Below are 15,816 nucleotides of genomic sequence, written 5' to 3' on the forward strand. Positions count from 1 at the left end.
TCCCTAGGTCTTCGCCTGGACCTTACCTGTTTCCCGGCGCTGGATCCCACGCAGTGCCGAGCGCACATTCGACAGCTCGGTGCGGATACCGGCCAGCTGCTCGCTTTCCGGCATGGCGGGGAACTCCGCGCGGTCCCCGGGCCGGTCCACCAGCCTGGTCAGCGCGGTCATCGCCCGGACCAGGCGCTGCACGTCCTCGGGATCGGGCAGCGCGGCCCCGTGCTGGATCTCCACGGCACACCGGGTCACCGCATCGGTCGCGCGCTCGAGCCCGACCACCGCGGGCCACCACGCGGCGACCTGCCGGCCGGCCTTGGAGGGTTCGGCGAGCAGTCGCTGGAATTCGGCGCGCAGATCGGAGAGTGCCCGGTAGGCCCGCCTGCGCAGTACCGCCGAGCCCTGCGGAACCCCGGTCAGCGCGCGCTCCAGATAGGTGGAAAGCGCCCGGATCACCTCGGTCATCCGGCCACCGAGGCGCGGGCTCCTGCTGCCCGGCCAGAGCAGGTAACCGAACACGAGCACGATCGCGCAGCCGGCCACGGTGTGGATCAGCCGCGCCCACAGGGTGCCCCAGCTGTCGCCGTGCAACAGGTCCTGCTGCACGAGCACCAGCGGGGTGACGAAGGTGGAGAACATCCCGTAGTTGCGTACCTGGCCGATCGGCAGCATGGCCGCGATCACCAGCACGAGCAGTACGAGCAGCCAGCCGGGTGGTGCCCAGAGCACCACGAGCGAACCGAGCGCCGCACCGACCACGGTCCCGCCGCCGCGCTGTACCGCGCGGGCGAACACCGAGCCGAAGTCCGGTTTCAGCACGATCGCCGTGGTCAGCGCCAGCCAGTAGGACCGCTCCAGCCCGATCAGATGGCCGAGGCTCTCGGCGAGCGCGAGGCACAGCGCGAGCCGCAGGGCGAACAGCCAGGTCTCCCGGCCGGGGGTGAGCCGGTCGATCAGCCAGGCCCGCGCGGTCCGCCGATCGCGCGCCTGGCGCCTGTCCGCATCGGCCCTGCGCACCAGTTGCCTGCGTACGTTCGTGATCCCGGACTGCAGCGCCCGCACCAGGCGCGCGTGGTTGTCCGGCAGCCGGGTGTCCGCGGCCGCGCGGTCCTCGTCGATCGCGTCGGCGAGCTCGTGCACCGCGTCGATCACCGCGCGCGGCGGGCGGTGCCGTGCGTGCAACAGGGCCACGCTCGCCTCGGTGATCGCGGTCGCCGAGGTGAGCAGCACGAGCAGCCTGCGATAGGCGCGGTCCCTGCCGTGCAGCCGGGAACGCACGGTCAGCAGCGCATCGTAGGCGGTGTTCATCGCGGCGGTGAGTTCCTGACGGGCCGGATGCGCCTGCTCGGTGCCGATCGCGCCGAGCAGTTTCGCCGCGCCCCGGTACACCGCGGCGACCATGGCCCGTTCCGGGGCGACCGGATGCACCGGCCAAGCCCCGATGGTCAGCAGCAATACCCACGCGGCCCCCACCGCGAAGCAGCCGGTGACCACGAAGGGATTCGTGCCGAGCGGGGCCTGCGCGGTGCCGACGATGCCGAACACCAGGAACTGCAGCCCGGCCAGTGAGGAGATATCGCTGCCGTCCGAGGCGATCGCGGACACGATCCCGAGCAGGCAGACCAGCAGTACCGTCCACCAGCCGGACCCGCCGAGCGAGCTGCCGAGCAGGATCCCGGCCGTGGCAGAGCCCGCGACCGCGCACAGCCGCCGCGCCCGGTACCGGTAGGAGCCGGGGGCCATGGCCATGGTCGCGGACAGCGCGCCGCTGGAGGTGAGCATGCCGAGCTGGAGCTGCCCGAGCAGCAGACCGAGCGCGATGGGGGCCGCGATACCGACCGCGGCCCGCACCGAGCGCTTCACATCGACGCCGGCCCGTTTCGGCTTGAGCAGCTGGACAAGCCAGTGCGCTGGGATGCCATCACTGCTCTGCACGGCTACGAGCTTAAAGCACGGTCTGCTTGATGAACTCCAAAGTCTGCGGCCAGGAGCGCTCGTAGGCGACCAGGTTGACCGGGTTCTCGTGCCGGGTGTTGTTGGAGAAACCGTGCTCGGCGAGCGGGTAGAGGTGGGTGATCGTGTCCGCCTCGGCGCGCGATTCGAGCCCCTCGCGCAGCCGTTCGAAGCTCTCCCGCGGAACCAGCGTGTCCTGGCCCGGATAGTGCACCATCGCCGGGGCGCCGATCCGCCGGGCTTCGGCGAACGGGTCCAGGCTGTGGTTCGGCGCGGGCTCGGATGGCACGGTCGGGTGGTAGGCGATCACGTTCGCCACTCGCTGGTCCGCGGCGCCGAGCAGCAGCGCGAACCGCCCGCCGAGGCAGTACCCGATCACCCCGACCTTGCGCAGTCCGAGCTCGCCGAACATGTACTCGAGCAGGGCGCGCTGCTCGCCGATCGCGGTCGCGTCGTCCAGCTGGGCCAGCATCCCGAACAGGTCCTCGTGCGCGTGGGTGTCGCTGCTGGCGCCGTGGAACACATCCCAGCACAGCGTGGTGACCCCGGCGTTCGCGATGTCCTCGGCGAAGGTGCGGACCCGGGCGCCGATGCCGTCGATCATCGGGAGCAGCAGCATGCCCCCGCTCGAACCGCCCTCGGGTTCGGCCAGATGGGCGTTGAGATCACCGATTCGTACCTGCTTGGCCACGTCGAGCTCCTTCCTACTGCTCCCCTTGGTACCACGGGTCGACCGAGATCGTCCGGACACAGCAGCCGTTGCCGTCCAGCATGCGCCCGTACACCTTCACCTGGCGCAGCATGAGTTTGCGTTCGACGATCGCGACCTCCGGATGTTCGCGGGCGATCCGCAGCGCGAGCTCGTCCAACTGGTCCGGCCCGTGCAGGCTCGCGATCAGCAGCATGTTCGCCGTCCCGGTCGTCGAGGAACAGTGCCGGGTCTCGGGGAACGCGCCCAGCCGGGCGCCGATCGCGTCCAGTTCGGTGGTCGGCGCGGAGAGCCAGAACATCGCCATCGACTCCCATCCCGCCAGCGGGCGAGCCAGATCGCAGCGGAACACGATATCGCCGTTGCGGCGCAACCGATCGAGGCGGCGCTTCACCGCCTGCGCCGAGGTGTTCAGCTCCTCGGCCAGTTCCGTGTAACTGCGCCGGCCGTCCCCGGTGAGCGCGAGAAACAGCGCGCGATCGGCGGCCCCGAACGGACGCAGCCGTGCCGGTGGTTCCCCGAGCGGATCGCGCAGGTGCTCGGCCTGGCGCCGGTTGATCACCCCGAGCCGCCAGATGATCCCGCCGAAAACCTTGGTGTAGACCGAGATCCGCACGCTGAGCACATCCTCGAGTTCGGGCGGGCACTCGGTGATCATCCGGGTCGCCGAGGCCGGGCTCGTCGCCGAGAGCAGTCCGAACACCTGGTGTTCCCCGGTCGTCACGCAGACGGTGACCAGGTGCGGCAGCGCGGCGAGGCGCTGCGCGACCCGGTCCGCCGTTCCCGGGCGGCAGCCGTACTCGACCAGCGCACCGCCGTGGGTGTGGCCGAGCGCGACCGTGGTCCACGCCGCCCCTTCCTCGGTGAGCCGCTGCCAGCGCCGGGCCAGCGAGATCGGGGCGAGATCGAGCACCTCGGCCAGTGCCGTCCAGCTCGCCCGCGGGTTCACCTGGAGCGCGTCGAGCAGGGCAAGGTCGCTCTCTTCGAGCAGTTTTCCTTCGTTCACCGTGTCCGTTTCGGAGAAATTCATCGTTTCCCGGGAACTGTACGGGATTCCGTGCACGCTACCGGCACCGGAGATGAGGCGAGGTGATGACGGTGTCGGCGGAGACGACAGAGTCGACGGGGACGCGGGAACAGTGGGACACCCACCGGATCGCGCGGACCGCGGTGGTCACCGGAGTGGTCCTGCTGCTCGCCTGGATCATCGACTACGTCGACCGGTACGCGATCAGCATGGCCCTGCCCTCGATCGGCGAGGAATTCGGGCTGAGCAAGACGATGCAGGGGATGCTCGTCACCGTGTTCGCGCTGGCCTACATGGCCGTGCAACTACCGGCCGGGCTGCTCGCCGACCGGTTCGGCGGGCGCGCCCTGATGCTGATCACCCTGTTCGCCTGGTCGGTGTTCACCGCGCTGACCGGGATGGCCGCCACGGTCGCCGTGCTGCTGATGATGCGCACCCTGTTCGGTCTCTCCCAGGGCTGTTTCCCGGCCGCCGCCTTCAAGGCACTCGCCCAGCGCACCACGCCGCAGCGGCGGGCAGGACTCACCGGCTTGATGCTCTCCGCTGCCGGGATCGGTTCGGCGCTCGGCCCGCTGGTGGTCGCACCCATGCTCGGCGCGCTCGGCTGGCGCAGCATGTTCCTGTGGATCGCCGGATGCGGTCTGTTGCTCGGAATCCTGCTGTGGGCCGTGCTGCCGCGCCCGCTGCCCGCCCGGTTGAGTGCCAGTACACCGGGCAGCGAACCGGTTTCCCGGCGGCAGGTGTTCGCCTCCCGCCCGGTGTGGGTGCTCGCCGCGCTGTTCTTCGCGATGAACGTGATCATGATGGGGCTGACCACCTGGGTGCCCAGTTATCTGCGCGCCCAGCACGTTTCGCTTGCCGAGACCGGGGTGCTCACCTCGATCCCGATGGTCGGGGAAACGGTGGCCGTGCTGTTCGGCGGTTTCCTGTTCAACCGGTTCTTCGTGCACCGGGCGCGGTGGTATCTCGTCGGCCTCGGACTGCTGAGCGCTGCGCTGCTGGCCCTGATGGTGCTCGTGGGCGGGACGACGGGATTCAGCGTGTTCGAGACGCTCGCCCTGATCGCGCACGGTCTCAGCTATGCGGCGTTCATGGGGTTGCCGATGCGGATTCTTCCGCCCGAGCACGCGGGTCTCGGGATGGGGGTGGTGAATTTCGGCGGTCAGCTCGCGGCGGTGCTCACTCCGCTGTGGATGGGCGCGGTGGCCGATGCCTTCTCGTTCACCGCCTCCTTCGGTCTGCTGGCGGTCGGCGGCCTGCTGGCGGCGGGAATCGCACTGTTCTTGCCGAAGGGGGACACCTCGTTCGGCAGTGGGAAAACAGCAGCATCGATGGGAGTTCGGAATGAGTCATGATCTGGTGATCCGCGGTGCCCGGGTGATCGACCCGGAAACCGGGCTGGACGCGGTGCGCGATGTCGGGGTCACCGGCGGGAAGATCACCGCGATCAGCACGGAACCCCTGGCCGCGGCACGCACGATCGAAGCGGCAGGTTTGGTGCTGTGCCCCGGATTCATCGATCTGCACAGCCATGCGCAGAGCAGGGGCGGGCTCGCCTTGCAGGCCCTCGACGGGGTCACCACCGCGCTCGACCTGGAAGCGGGCTCGGCCTCGGTCGCCGCTTCACTGGCGCTCGATGCCGAGGAAGGGCGGCCGATCAACTTCGGTTACTCCGCCTCCTGGTTGCTCAACCGGATGGTGCTGATGGACGGCGTGGAACCATTGCGCCCGCTGGAGATGTTCAGCGCCTATCACGGTCTTTCGAACTGGAAACGACCCGCGAGCAGCTACGAACAGGGCCGGATCCTGGACGCGGTGCGGGCCGAGGTCGCCGCGGGCGGGATCGGGATCGGCGTGCTCGTGGGTTATGCCCCGGACAGCGGGCGGGCCGAATACTTCGCGCTCGCCGAACTCGCCGCCCGGCTCGGGGTGCCGACCTTCACGCACACCAGGTTCATCTCCACCGAGGAACCGGGTACCTCACTGGAGGGCGCGCTCGAGGTGATCGCCGCGGCGAGCGGAACCGGGGCACACATGCACATGTGCCACCTGAACAGCACCTCCAACCGGATGATCGACACCATCGCGGGTGCGGTGGAGCACGCGAAGGCCGAGGGGGTCCGGATCACCACCGAGGCCTATCCCTACGGTTCCGGGTCCACGGTGATCGGCGCGGACTTCCTCGCCCCGGAGAAACTGCACCGGATGGGGATGACCCCGGACATGGTGCGCTACCTGCCGACCGGGGAATGGGTCGCCGATGCCGCGCGGCTGGCCGAACTCCGGTCCACCGATCCCGGCGGCCAGGTGATCATGAAGTGGGCGGACGAGCGGGACGAGGCGGACCGCGAGGTGCTGCTGCGTTCCCTGCTGCTGCCGGATTCCGCGATCGCCTCGGACGCGGCCCCGCCGAACGTGCCCGGAAAACCGAAGCTGCACGACGAATGGCCGTTCCCGGATTCCGCCATGGTGCACCCGCGGTCCACCAGTTGCTTCGCGCACACCTTCGGCTGGCTGGTGCGCGAACTCGAGGTGCTCAGCCTGACCGAGGCGGTGCGCCGCTGCACCCTGCTGCCCGCCCAGTTCCTCGCCGAGGCCGCGCCCGCCATGCGCGAGAAGGGCCGGATCCAGGTCGGCGCGGACGCGGACATCGTCGTCTTCGACCCGGAAACCATTGCCCAGCGCGGGGATTACGACACACTCGCCCCCTCCGAGGGAGTGCGGCACCTGCTCGTCGGCGGCGAACGGGTGGTCACCGACGGGGAGGTGCGGGTGGATTCCACCGCGGGCAAACCGGTCACCGGGAGGGGGTGCTGAGCGGTTCAGTGAGGGGCGGCACCGTCCGGTTCGTGCACGGTGCCGCCCGGCTGCCGCACCTGGTCCCCGGTCGCGCGCCGCCACCGGGTGAACCCGCCGTCCAGCGGGCGCGCGTGGTAACCGCGCTCGCGCAGCAGCCGCGCCGCGTTCGGGGAAACCACGCAGTACGGACCGCCGCAGTAGGCCACGATCTCCAGATCGGGAGAAAGCGTGCCGAGTCGTTCGCGCAGCTGGTCGAACGGCATGGAGAGCGCGCCGGGAATGTGCCCGGCCGCGTACTCCCGCTCACTGCGCACATCCAGGACCAGGACCCCGGGATCGTCCAGGCGTGCGGCCAGCTCCGCGGTGTCCACCGGGCGCGTCTCCTCCGGATCACCGAGTTGTTCGGCGACCGCGTCGCGCAGATCCGCCAGCCGCTCCTGGGCGAACCGTTGCACCGTGTCGAGGAAACCGGGGACCGAATCGCCGGCGAGCCGGTAGTACACCCGCTTGCCCTCCTTGCGCGCCGCGACCAGATTCGCCGCGCGCAACTGCTGCAACTGCGCGGAGGTGTTCTTCACCGCGATCCCCGACTCCTCGGCGATCTCCTCCACGGTGCGCTCCCGGTCATCGAGCAGATCGAGCAGCCGCAACCGGACCGGGTTCGCGATCGCCTTGCCGATGCGGGCGAGCTGGGCGTAGATCGGTTCCTCGGGAAACTCAGCCATCGATGTCCACCGTGCCACGGAGGAATTCGAGATAGCGCCGCGCCGAGTCGGCGAGGACCTTCTTCGCGTTCGCCCGGATCGCCGGGGACCACCAGCCGCCGTAGATGCGCTCGAAGGAATACGGTTCCAGCGCGTCCACGATCGCGCGCACCCCGCGTTCGGGGAGCGGCAGATGGTTCGGTGCGCTCCAGATGAACGAGACCCGGTCCTCGCCGGGCGTCACGAATAGCGTGTCCCCGCAGAGCAGCACGCCCGCGCCGTCGGCTCCCGTCCAGTGCAGCACCGCGCTTCCCGGGAAATGCCCGCCGGTGCGCACCAGGTGCACACCCGGCAACGGGGAAAGCGTGTCCGACCACGGGCGCAGCGCGGGAATCGGGCGCTGGATCCAGCGCGTGTCCGCCTCCGGGAGCAGCGCCTCCGCGTCGAACTTCCGGGCCCAGTCCGCCATCGCGCCGTACATGTGCGGGTGACTCGAACTCACGGCCCGCAGGCCACCGGCCTCCCGGACCGCCGTGATCGCCTGCTCGTCCAGGAACGCCGGCGGATCCCACAGCAGATTGCCCTGCTCCGTGCGGACCAGCACACCGCGTTGGCCGACCCCGATGCCCGGAGTGACCCCGATCCCGGTCAGGCCCGGCTCCAGCTCCGCGATCTCCGTGGTGTAGCCCGCATCCGTGAGCTCCGCCATGGTCGTCCACCGCTGACCGGAAGGCGGAACCCATTGCCGCTCGTCCGCGCACACCGTGCAGGTCTCCGGCGGGCGCTCACTCTCGGGATGGTGCGCGCCGCAGGTGGGACAGATCCAGACCGCCATGACTACCTCCAAGACCAACGATCTAACGATCGTTAGATTAAATGATCGTTAGATCGTTGGCAAGGAGGTATGAGCGCCGAGCGGCTCGGCTCAGTGCAGGGCCAGCGCCCGGCGCATGGTGGAGAACATGTCGGTCTGGTTGGTCAGCCCGGTGATGTTGGCCGCCTGCGGTCCGTACCCGGCGACGCGCACCTGGGTGCCGGTGTGCTCCTGCGATTCACCAGGGGTGTTGGTGGCGTAGTTGATCGTCATCGGCGCCCCCTCCTTGGTGATCAGGGTTGCCGTTTGCCCCGGGCTCTTGGCGTCGTTCGGGATGATCTGGCTGCTGTGCCCGTGGTCGGCGGTGACGAGGACCAGGGTGTCCTTGTGGCTGCGCGCGTACGCCATACCCGCGGCCACCGCGTCGTCGAAGCCGACCGTTTCCCCGATCTGGCCGCACGGATCGGCGGCGTGGTCGCGCTTGTCGATGCTCGCGCCCTCGACCTGAAGGAAGAAGCCCTTCTTGCTCTCCAGATTGCCGATCGCCTTGCGAGTCATGTCCGCGAGACTCGGCTGGCCGGAAGGCAGCTTCTTGTTCGGCTCGCACTTGCTGGGTTTCGTGCCGCCGACCTTCGCGGCCGGGCCGGACCACTGCTGTTCGAGGTCGTTCTTGGCGAACAGGCCGAGCACCGGCTTGTCCTTGGGAGCCTTCTCGAGTTCCTTGCCGGTGCTCGCGGTCTGGTATCCGGCCGCCTTGGCCTGATCGAGCACGGTCTTGCCCTTGAACTTTCCGGCCTTGACCTGCTGGTCGAAGTACTCGGAGCCGCCGCCGAGCAGCACATCGGGGCGGGTCTGGACGAGCTGCTCGGCGATCGAACCGGCACCGCCATTTTCCTTGGCGTTGGCCGCGCACTTCTTGCTCGTCTCGTCCGGCCCCTTGCAGTCCCGGTCCACCACGTGCGAGCCGAGCACCGCGGGGGTGGCGTCCTGCACCTCGGCGGTGGTCACGTCCCCGGTCCGGTAACCGTTGCGCTTGGCCAGTTCCAGCACGCTAGGCTGAGGATTCCCGTACGCGTCAACGGAAATCGCACCGTTGTAGGTCTTCTGACCGGTCGCCCAACCGGTGCCGGACGCGGCGGAATCGGTGACATAGTCCGGAGTGGACGGATCGTTGCGCTGCACCGAGTAAGTCGTGTAGGAACCGGTGAGCGGCAGCTCGTCCATGTTCAGCCTGCCCGCGGCCCCGCGTGCGTAGTTGCGCGCGCTGGTGATCTCCGAATCCCCCATCCCGTCGCCGAGGAACAGGATCACGTTCTTCGCCTTGCCGCCCTGGATCGCCTGCCGCACCTCGCTGGTCCGGTCCCCGGTCGATGCCTTGAGCTGTGGCCCGTTCGCACCGGTCTGCGCGATGGCGACCGGTGCCCCGACCGCGACCGCGAATCCGACCGCCGCCACGGCTATCCACCGTCGGCGAATCGACACTGTCATCAAAACCTCCGCTATCGGATTGTTCTCCGCGCCGAAGCATCTACCGCGCACCTGTGCTGAATCGGGCATTTCGGTGGCCGATGCGCCACGGGCCGGTGAACAGCGCGCGAAAACACCAGGTCGAGCCGCACGTACACGGTCTGTTACGACACCACGGCCGGGTGGCCGTCGCAGTCCGAATTCCACCGCGCCGATGATTGTCGTTCCGTCGCGCGGAACGCGTGGTGGACATGAAATAAGTGCCAGGTCACGATGGTTTTCGAAATGATTATTCGATAGGTGGTCATATGCCGGATGTTGCAGGGGAACTCACTACTATTCTTCGGGAAGAGTTCGATGTCGAGGAAATAGAACTCGGCCGGACACTCGACGATATGGGCGTGGACTCGGTAGGGACGATCGAGCTGATCGATATTATCAAAGGGAAGTTCGGAATCGCGATGGACGATGAAGAGCTCACGACAAAGAACACCGTTTCCCAGGTGATAAGCGCTGTCACAGCCAAAGTGGACGCGTAGCTGATGGCGGGGAATTCAGCTGTTTCGATCACCGGGATTGGACTGGTCACTCCGGCGGGACTGGGCCGTGCGGCGAACTGGACCTGGCTGTGCTCGGCCCAGCCGACCGCGCGGTTGACCGAGAAGCTGGACGACGCACCGGTCGGCCTCGCCAGCACCGTGCCGGATTCCTTCGATGCCGACCGGCTGCTCGGGCGCCGGGTCGCCAGGCAGTACGACAGGAGCACCCAGCTGGCCCTGGTGGCCGCACGTGCCGCGGTCAATGAGGCTCGGCTGTCCCCGGAGGTCATCGCGGAAGCCAGGGTGGCCGTGGTCATCGGGACCGCGTTCGGTGGAACGCAGACGTTCGAGGAAAACCACGCCGCACTGCTGAACAGTGGCGCGGACGCGGTGAACGCACGCTTTCTGCCCAAGGGCCTGGTGAACATGGTCGCCGGAATCCTCTCCATCGAACTGCGGGCGACCGGGCCGACGATGGTCGCCTCTACGGCCTGCGCCTCGGGGGCGACCGCGATCGGGATCGGGGCCGGGCTGTTGCGTTCGGGTATGGCGGACATCGTGGTCTGTGGCGGTACCGATGCGGGCGTGACCCCGCTGCAGATCGCCGGGTTCAACAAGATCCGTGCCCTGGCCCGGGGCGTGGACCGGGAACCGTCCGCCGCCTGCCGTCCGTTCGATCGCGAACACGATGGCTTCGTGATGGCCGAAGGGGCGGGAATCCTTGTGCTCGAACGGATCGAGGATGCGCGGGCGCGTGGTGCCGAGCCGTTCGCGAAGCTAGCCGGTTACGGGGCCAGTTCCGATGCGTACCACGTCACCGCCCCGCATCCGAAGGGCCATGGGGCGCGCGCGGCGATCCGGGCCGCCTGCCACGATGCCGGACTCGCCCCGGAGGAGGTCGCGCACGTCAACGCGCACGCGACCTCGACACCGACCGGCGATGCCATCGAGGCCGCGGTGCTCGCCGAACTGCTCCCGGAAGCGATGGTGACCGCGCCGAAGGGAGTCACCGGGCACACACTCGGTGCGGCGGGGGCGATCGAAGCCGCGTACACCGCGCTCGCCCTGCGTGCCCAGGCGATCCCGCCGACGGCGAATCTGGAAAACCCTTGTGACCGGGCGCAGGGGCTCGATCTCGTGACCAAGAGGGTTCGCCGCACTCGATTCGATACCGCGCTGTCGAACAGTTTCGGGTTCGGCGGCCACAACGCTGTCCTGGTCTTCACCACCTGAGACGGCAGAGAGGAAGCGATGGGACAGATCGCTGTCATTACCGGAGGTACCGCGGGGATCGGCCTCGCCTGCGCCGAAAAGCTACACGAGGAGGGTGCCACGGTCGTCATGTCCGGCCGATCCGCCGAGCGCGGCCGCAAGGCGGTCGCCCGGCTCGGATCCGGGGAACGTGCCCGCTACATCCCTTGTGACGTCACCGATCCGCGGCAGATCGTGGGCCTGATCGAGGAGACCGTCGACGAGCACCGGCGGATCGATGTGCTCATCAACAGCGCGGGTGGCGTTACCGATGACGGCAGGCTGGTGGAACAGCAGGACGACGAGGCGCTCACCCGTGCCTTCGATCTCAACGTCAACTCCGCTTTCCTGGCCTGTCGCGCGGCACTGCCGCACATGCTGCCGCGCGGCTACGGTCGGATCATCAACATGTCCTCGCTGGCGGGCAAGACCGGTGTCGCGGGGTTGGTCGGCTACACCACGGCCAAGCACGCGCTGATCGGCTACACCAAGACCCTCGCGAAGGAGGTCACCGCGCGCGGTGTCACGGTGAACGCCGTCTGCCCCGGAATCACCGACACCGAAATGGTTTCCGGTGCGCTGCGGAACGCTATCGAGAACAGCGGGGCCGATTTCGGCGAGGCAGCCGCCCACTACACCGGCGATCTCGGGCGCATGGTGGAACCGGCCGAGGTCGCGGTACTCGTCGCCACCCTGGTGTCCGCGCAGTCCGGCGCGATCTCCGGCACGGCGTTCAGCCTCGACGGCGGTTTCAGCCAGTTCTAGAAAGGTTTCCTGTGTCTTCCACTGCCTGGCTGCGGTATCAGCCCAACCCCGAAGCGGCACGCAGACTGTTGTGCTTCCCGTATTCCGGAGCGCCGCCCGCCCTGTTTGATCGCTGGCATATCCCGGGAATCGAAGTGCTACCGCTGGCCTTGCCCGGGCGCGGGGATCGTGCCGGTGAACCACTCGTCCGCTCCCTTGCCGAACTGGCCGAGGGTATCGTCGACGAGGTCATTCCACTGCTCACCGGGAACTACTGTTTCCTCGGTCATTCCATGGGAGCCTGGCTGGCCCATGCGGTCGCCGGTACCCTTGCCGAGCGCGGACTTCCCGGTCCCGCGCGATTGTTCGCCGTTTCCGCGCCACCGCCCCACCTTCCGCCGCGCCGCTTCTCCTCCTTGCACGGCCTGGCCGATGCGGACGTGGTCGAGGAAGTCATCGCGCTCGGCGGAGCGCCGGAATCGGCCCGCGAAGCCATTCGCGCCAACGTCGATGTGGTGCGCGCCGATGCGACCGCGATCGGCACCTATCGCCCTTCCGGGCAGCTCCTTTCCTGTCCGATCACCGCGATCTGCGGAACCCGGGATCCGCTGTTCGATTTCGGGGACATTCTGCACTGGCGGGAGAGCACGAGCGAGGAGGTGTCGCTGCACCTGCTCGACGCGGGTCATTTCACCGTGACCGAATGCGGCACCCGGATCGCCGAGATCGTCGCGCGGGACGGTGGTGCGGCCGCGCGGTCCACCGATCCGGTCGCCGTGGTCGGCATGGCCTGCCGCCTGCCAGGAGCCGGGGATCCGGACGCGTTCTGGCGGCTGCTCCGCGACGGCGAGGATGCGGTGGTACCGGTACCGAGCGGGCGGTGCACCGATAGCCGCGATCCGGTCATGCGATACGGCGGATTCCTCAGTGATGTCGAGGGATTCGATGCCGCTCACTTCGGATTCACCAGCCGGGAGGCACATCGCTCCGATCCGAGGCTGCGATTGCTGCTCATGGTCACCCAGGAAGCGATCGACGATGCGGGGCTCTCGGCGGGCGAGCTCGCCGGAGCGCGCACCGGGGTCTGGGTCGGGGAAAGCCACTCCGATTACTGGGAGCTGGCCAATTCCGCGGTGAATCCGAACATGTACTCCCTTTCCGGCGGCGGGCTCAAGAGTTTCCTCGCCGGACGGGTCTCGCATTTCTTCGACTTCCAGGGCCCGAGCATCGTGCTCGACACCTCGTGTTCGGCATCCCTGACCGCCGTGCACGCGGCCTGTCAGGCGCTGCGCGACGGCGAAGCGGACACCGCGCTGGCCGGAGGGACCCATCTGATCCTCGATCCGGCTTCCGGGCCGACACTCGGACTGGCCAAGACCCTGTCCCCGAACGGACGTTCGGCCTTCGCCGGTACCGAGGCCGACGGGTACGCGCGTGCCGAAGGTGTCGCGGTGCTCGTGCTCAAACGGCTCAGCGAGGCCATGCGGGACAACGATCCGATACACGCCGTCATCGAGGGGTCGGCCATCAATGCCAACGGCCGCTCCGGGGCCAATATCGTGGCCACCAGCCGATCCGGGCAGATCCGCATGATGCGCGCCGCACTCGCGGATGCCGGACGCCGCCCCGGCGACATCGGGTATGTCGAGGCCCACGGACCGGGAACCAAACGCGGCGACGAGATCGAACTCGGTGCGCTGCACGAGGTGTACGGCGGGAACCCGCAACCCTGTCTGGTCGGCTCGGTGAAAACCAATATCGGACACCTCGAACCCGTTGCGGGCCTCGCCGGACTGATCAAGACCGTGCTCGCGCTCCGGCACGGATGGATTCCGCCTTCTCTGCACCAGGGAACACCGGTACCGGCCATCGATTGGGAAAACTCCGCCCTGCACGTGCCACCGTGCGTCGAGCCCTGGCCGGACATCGGGGAACGCCGTGCCGCCGTCTCCTCGTTCGGCCTCTCCGGGGCGAACGCCCACGCCATCCTCGCCGAGGCACCGGACCAGAAGTCCGCCCGTGCGCGCATTTCCCGGCGCCGCTGGAATCTTCGCCGCTACTGGTACACCGAGGTGCTCGTGTCATGACCGTCGACCCGATGCTGCGGGATCGGCTCGCCATCTGGGCCGAGCTCGACGAATTGCTGGACAGGCCGGAATTCGACCGGAACCGCACGGGCATCAACACCACCTATACCCGGCTGCAGGCGTTCGGACGGGCACTCGGACCCGCGACCGAAATCCACGGCGATCCACATCGGATGCTCGCCGGGATGGAGTGGGCGGGTACCGTCGATCCGGCGGTCATGCACGCCGCGATGGTCCACTATGGAGTGGCGACGACCGCCCTGCTGGAATGCGGCCATCCGGGAGCGGAACTCGAGCGACTGCTCGCCGAACTCGACGCCATGCGGGCCCCCGGCACGATTCTGGTCACCGAACTCGGGTGCGGCGGGTCTCAGGTCAATGTTCGGACCGAGGCCCGCTATCACCGGGAAACCGGCCGGTTCACCTTGCACACTCCCGATGATGCCGCGCTGAAGATCATGGGCAATGTCGGGTGGCCCGCGGTCGCGCGCACCGCCGTCGTGAACGCCAGGCTGCTCGACGGGGACACCGACCACGGAACACATGCCTTCGCGTTCCGGTTCCCGCACCCGCGGGCGAGCACGGCCCGGTTGCCCGGAAGCGGGCCCGTTCCGCTCGACTACGCGCTGATCCGCTTCCAACAGGCAGAAATCCCGTTCGATCACTGGCTTTCCGACAATGCCTCGCTGACCGAGGACGGTTTCCGCGATCCCCTTTCCGCGCAACAGCGGCTTGCCCGCTCGCTCGGCGGGGTGAATGCCGCCGTGGTCGCGGCCGCCGTCGCGCTTTCGGCGGCCACCCGGGCCACGGCGAGCACCGTGGCCCGGTACTGCGGGCAACGGCGGGTCGGTCGGGAGGGCAAGCCGGTACTCGACTTTCCCACCCACAGCGGCGAGCTGGCCTCGATGCTCGCGCGCACCTACGCCACCGGGTACTACGTCGGCAAGGTGCGCCGCGACTTCATCGCCGAGCGGAACACCGGTGCGGGCCCGGCCGGTACCTCCGTCGATGCCGGGCATGCGCCGTGGCTTACCGCCGGTCACGACCGGACGCTGGCCAAGGTGGCCGCCGCGGACACGCTCGAGACCGTCGGCGCCACCGGTCGGCGCCTGTGCGGGTTACACGGGGTGCTGCACGCCAACCGGATCATCGGATACGAAGGCATGGCGCACAGCTTCCACAGCGCGGGCGGCGACACTCGGCTGCTGTTGCTCGAGGTCGGCAACCAGCTTGTGGACAGGACCGAGATATCCACAGCCACGGTATCCACAACCGTCGAACGCGAACCGTTTCCCGCCCTGCCGTACGTGCGCCTGCGCGAACGCACGCTCGCCGAGCAGCTGTGCAACCGCGCGGATCCGGACGCGGACCTGCCCGGTATCGAAACGCTCGCCCGGGTCCACCTGCAGCGCCGGATTCTGGAAGAACTCGAAACGGCTTGGGAAACCGCCGAACGAACCTGGCGGGACCTGCTGTGGACGGTGCGCCGGGTGTACGGCATCGACGTGCTGCTCGAATCGGCGGATTGGCACCTCAACAACGGCACCATGCGGTGCGGCGACCTCGACAGCCTGCACACCGAACACACCGCAGCCTGTGGACAACTTCTCCACAGGCTCGATTCGCTCATCGATGGGCTCGCCGTCCCACCGGGGCGAGTCGACGCGTTCATCGGGCGCGGCGACTACGTGCAGAGCCTTTCCGCGCTCCTGCACTGACGGCAGG

Annotated in this window: 13 protein-coding genes; 7 read left to right on the forward strand and 6 right to left on the reverse strand. The window is 68.4% G+C overall.

Translation table 11 applies throughout. The features are described from left to right. Positions 1–3 precede the first annotated feature (3 nt). From AD72_RS11435 to AD72_RS11445, 3 genes are read right to left on the reverse strand one after another with little or no spacing between them, the layout of a single operon-like run. A complete protein-coding gene (locus tag AD72_RS11435; RefSeq protein WP_037345433.1) occupies positions 4–1,932 on the reverse strand; it encodes an FUSC family protein in 1,929 nt (642 codons plus the stop codon). Positions 1,933–1,942: 10 nt separating this feature from the next. Beyond that, entirely contained in the window at positions 1,943–2,641 is a 699-nt protein-coding gene (locus AD72_RS11440) for a dienelactone hydrolase family protein (RefSeq protein ID WP_031466449.1), read from the reverse strand. Positions 2,642–2,654: 13 nt separating this feature from the next. Continuing rightward, positions 2,655–3,689, reverse strand: coding sequence for an Lrp/AsnC family transcriptional regulator (locus AD72_RS11445; RefSeq protein ID WP_051898508.1), 1,035 nt, complete (start codon positions 3,687–3,689; stop codon positions 2,655–2,657). A gap of 62 nt (positions 3,690–3,751) precedes the next feature. Between AD72_RS11445 and AD72_RS11450 the strand changes: the two genes are divergently transcribed. Both AD72_RS11450 and AD72_RS11455 read left to right on the forward strand, forming a co-directional pair. Beyond that, complete coding sequence (locus tag AD72_RS11450) at positions 3,752–5,041, forward strand: MFS transporter (RefSeq protein WP_063890736.1); 1,290 nt, start codon at positions 3,752–3,754, stop codon at positions 5,039–5,041. After that, positions 5,031–6,503: an amidohydrolase family protein gene (locus AD72_RS11455; protein WP_031466452.1), complete on the forward strand. Its 1,473-nt coding sequence runs from the start codon at positions 5,031–5,033 to the stop codon at positions 6,501–6,503. Before AD72_RS11450 ends, AD72_RS11455 begins: the two co-directional genes overlap by 11 nt. Positions 6,504–6,508: 5 nt before the next feature. Here AD72_RS11455 and AD72_RS11460 read toward each other — a convergent pair whose 3' ends face one another. From AD72_RS11460 to phoA, 3 genes are all read right to left on the reverse strand, one after another. Next, positions 6,509–7,210 (reverse strand): ArsR/SmtB family transcription factor, encoded by a 702-nt coding sequence (locus AD72_RS11460; protein ID WP_037345436.1) that lies wholly within the window; start codon positions 7,208–7,210, stop codon positions 6,509–6,511. Then, positions 7,203–8,024, reverse strand: coding sequence for an MBL fold metallo-hydrolase (locus AD72_RS11465; RefSeq protein ID WP_031466454.1), 822 nt, complete (start codon positions 8,022–8,024; stop codon positions 7,203–7,205). Before AD72_RS11465 ends, AD72_RS11460 begins: the two co-directional genes overlap by 8 nt. Positions 8,025–8,114: 90 nt before the next feature. After that, on the reverse strand, positions 8,115–9,458 hold the full coding sequence (gene phoA / locus AD72_RS11470) for an alkaline phosphatase (protein ID WP_425480762.1): 1,344 nt from the start codon (positions 9,456–9,458) through the stop codon (positions 8,115–8,117). 320 nt (positions 9,459–9,778) lie between these two features. Here phoA and AD72_RS11475 point away from each other — a divergent pair, with 320 nt between their 5' ends. Genes AD72_RS11475 through AD72_RS11495 form a run of 5 tightly spaced genes read left to right on the forward strand, consistent with a single transcriptional unit; the run spans position 9,779 to position 15,809 of the window. Beyond that, positions 9,779–10,009 (forward strand): acyl carrier protein, encoded by a 231-nt coding sequence (locus AD72_RS11475; RefSeq protein ID WP_031466456.1) that lies wholly within the window; start codon positions 9,779–9,781, stop codon positions 10,007–10,009. Between the two features lie 3 nt (positions 10,010–10,012). Then, positions 10,013–11,242 (forward strand): beta-ketoacyl-[acyl-carrier-protein] synthase family protein, encoded by a 1,230-nt coding sequence (locus tag AD72_RS11480; RefSeq protein WP_031466457.1) that lies wholly within the window; start codon positions 10,013–10,015, stop codon positions 11,240–11,242. Positions 11,243–11,260: 18 nt separating this feature from the next. Next, positions 11,261–12,025, forward strand: a complete 765-nt coding sequence (locus AD72_RS11485; protein WP_031466458.1) for an SDR family NAD(P)-dependent oxidoreductase — start codon at positions 11,261–11,263, stop codon at positions 12,023–12,025. A gap of 11 nt (positions 12,026–12,036) precedes the next feature. Further along, complete coding sequence (locus AD72_RS11490; protein WP_082468884.1) at positions 12,037–14,091, forward strand: beta-ketoacyl synthase N-terminal-like domain-containing protein; 2,055 nt, start codon at positions 12,037–12,039, stop codon at positions 14,089–14,091. Then, on the forward strand, positions 14,088–15,809 hold the full coding sequence (locus AD72_RS11495; protein WP_031466460.1) for an acyl-CoA dehydrogenase family protein: 1,722 nt from the start codon (positions 14,088–14,090) through the stop codon (positions 15,807–15,809). The genes AD72_RS11490 and AD72_RS11495 overlap by 4 nt, the downstream gene beginning before the upstream one ends. Positions 15,810–15,816 lie beyond the last annotated feature (7 nt).

Origin of the sequence: Sciscionella sediminilitoris (assembly GCF_000737195.2) — a bacterium.
In the GTDB taxonomy this organism is placed as follows: Bacteria; Actinomycetota; Actinomycetes; order Mycobacteriales; family Pseudonocardiaceae; genus Sciscionella; species Sciscionella sediminilitoris.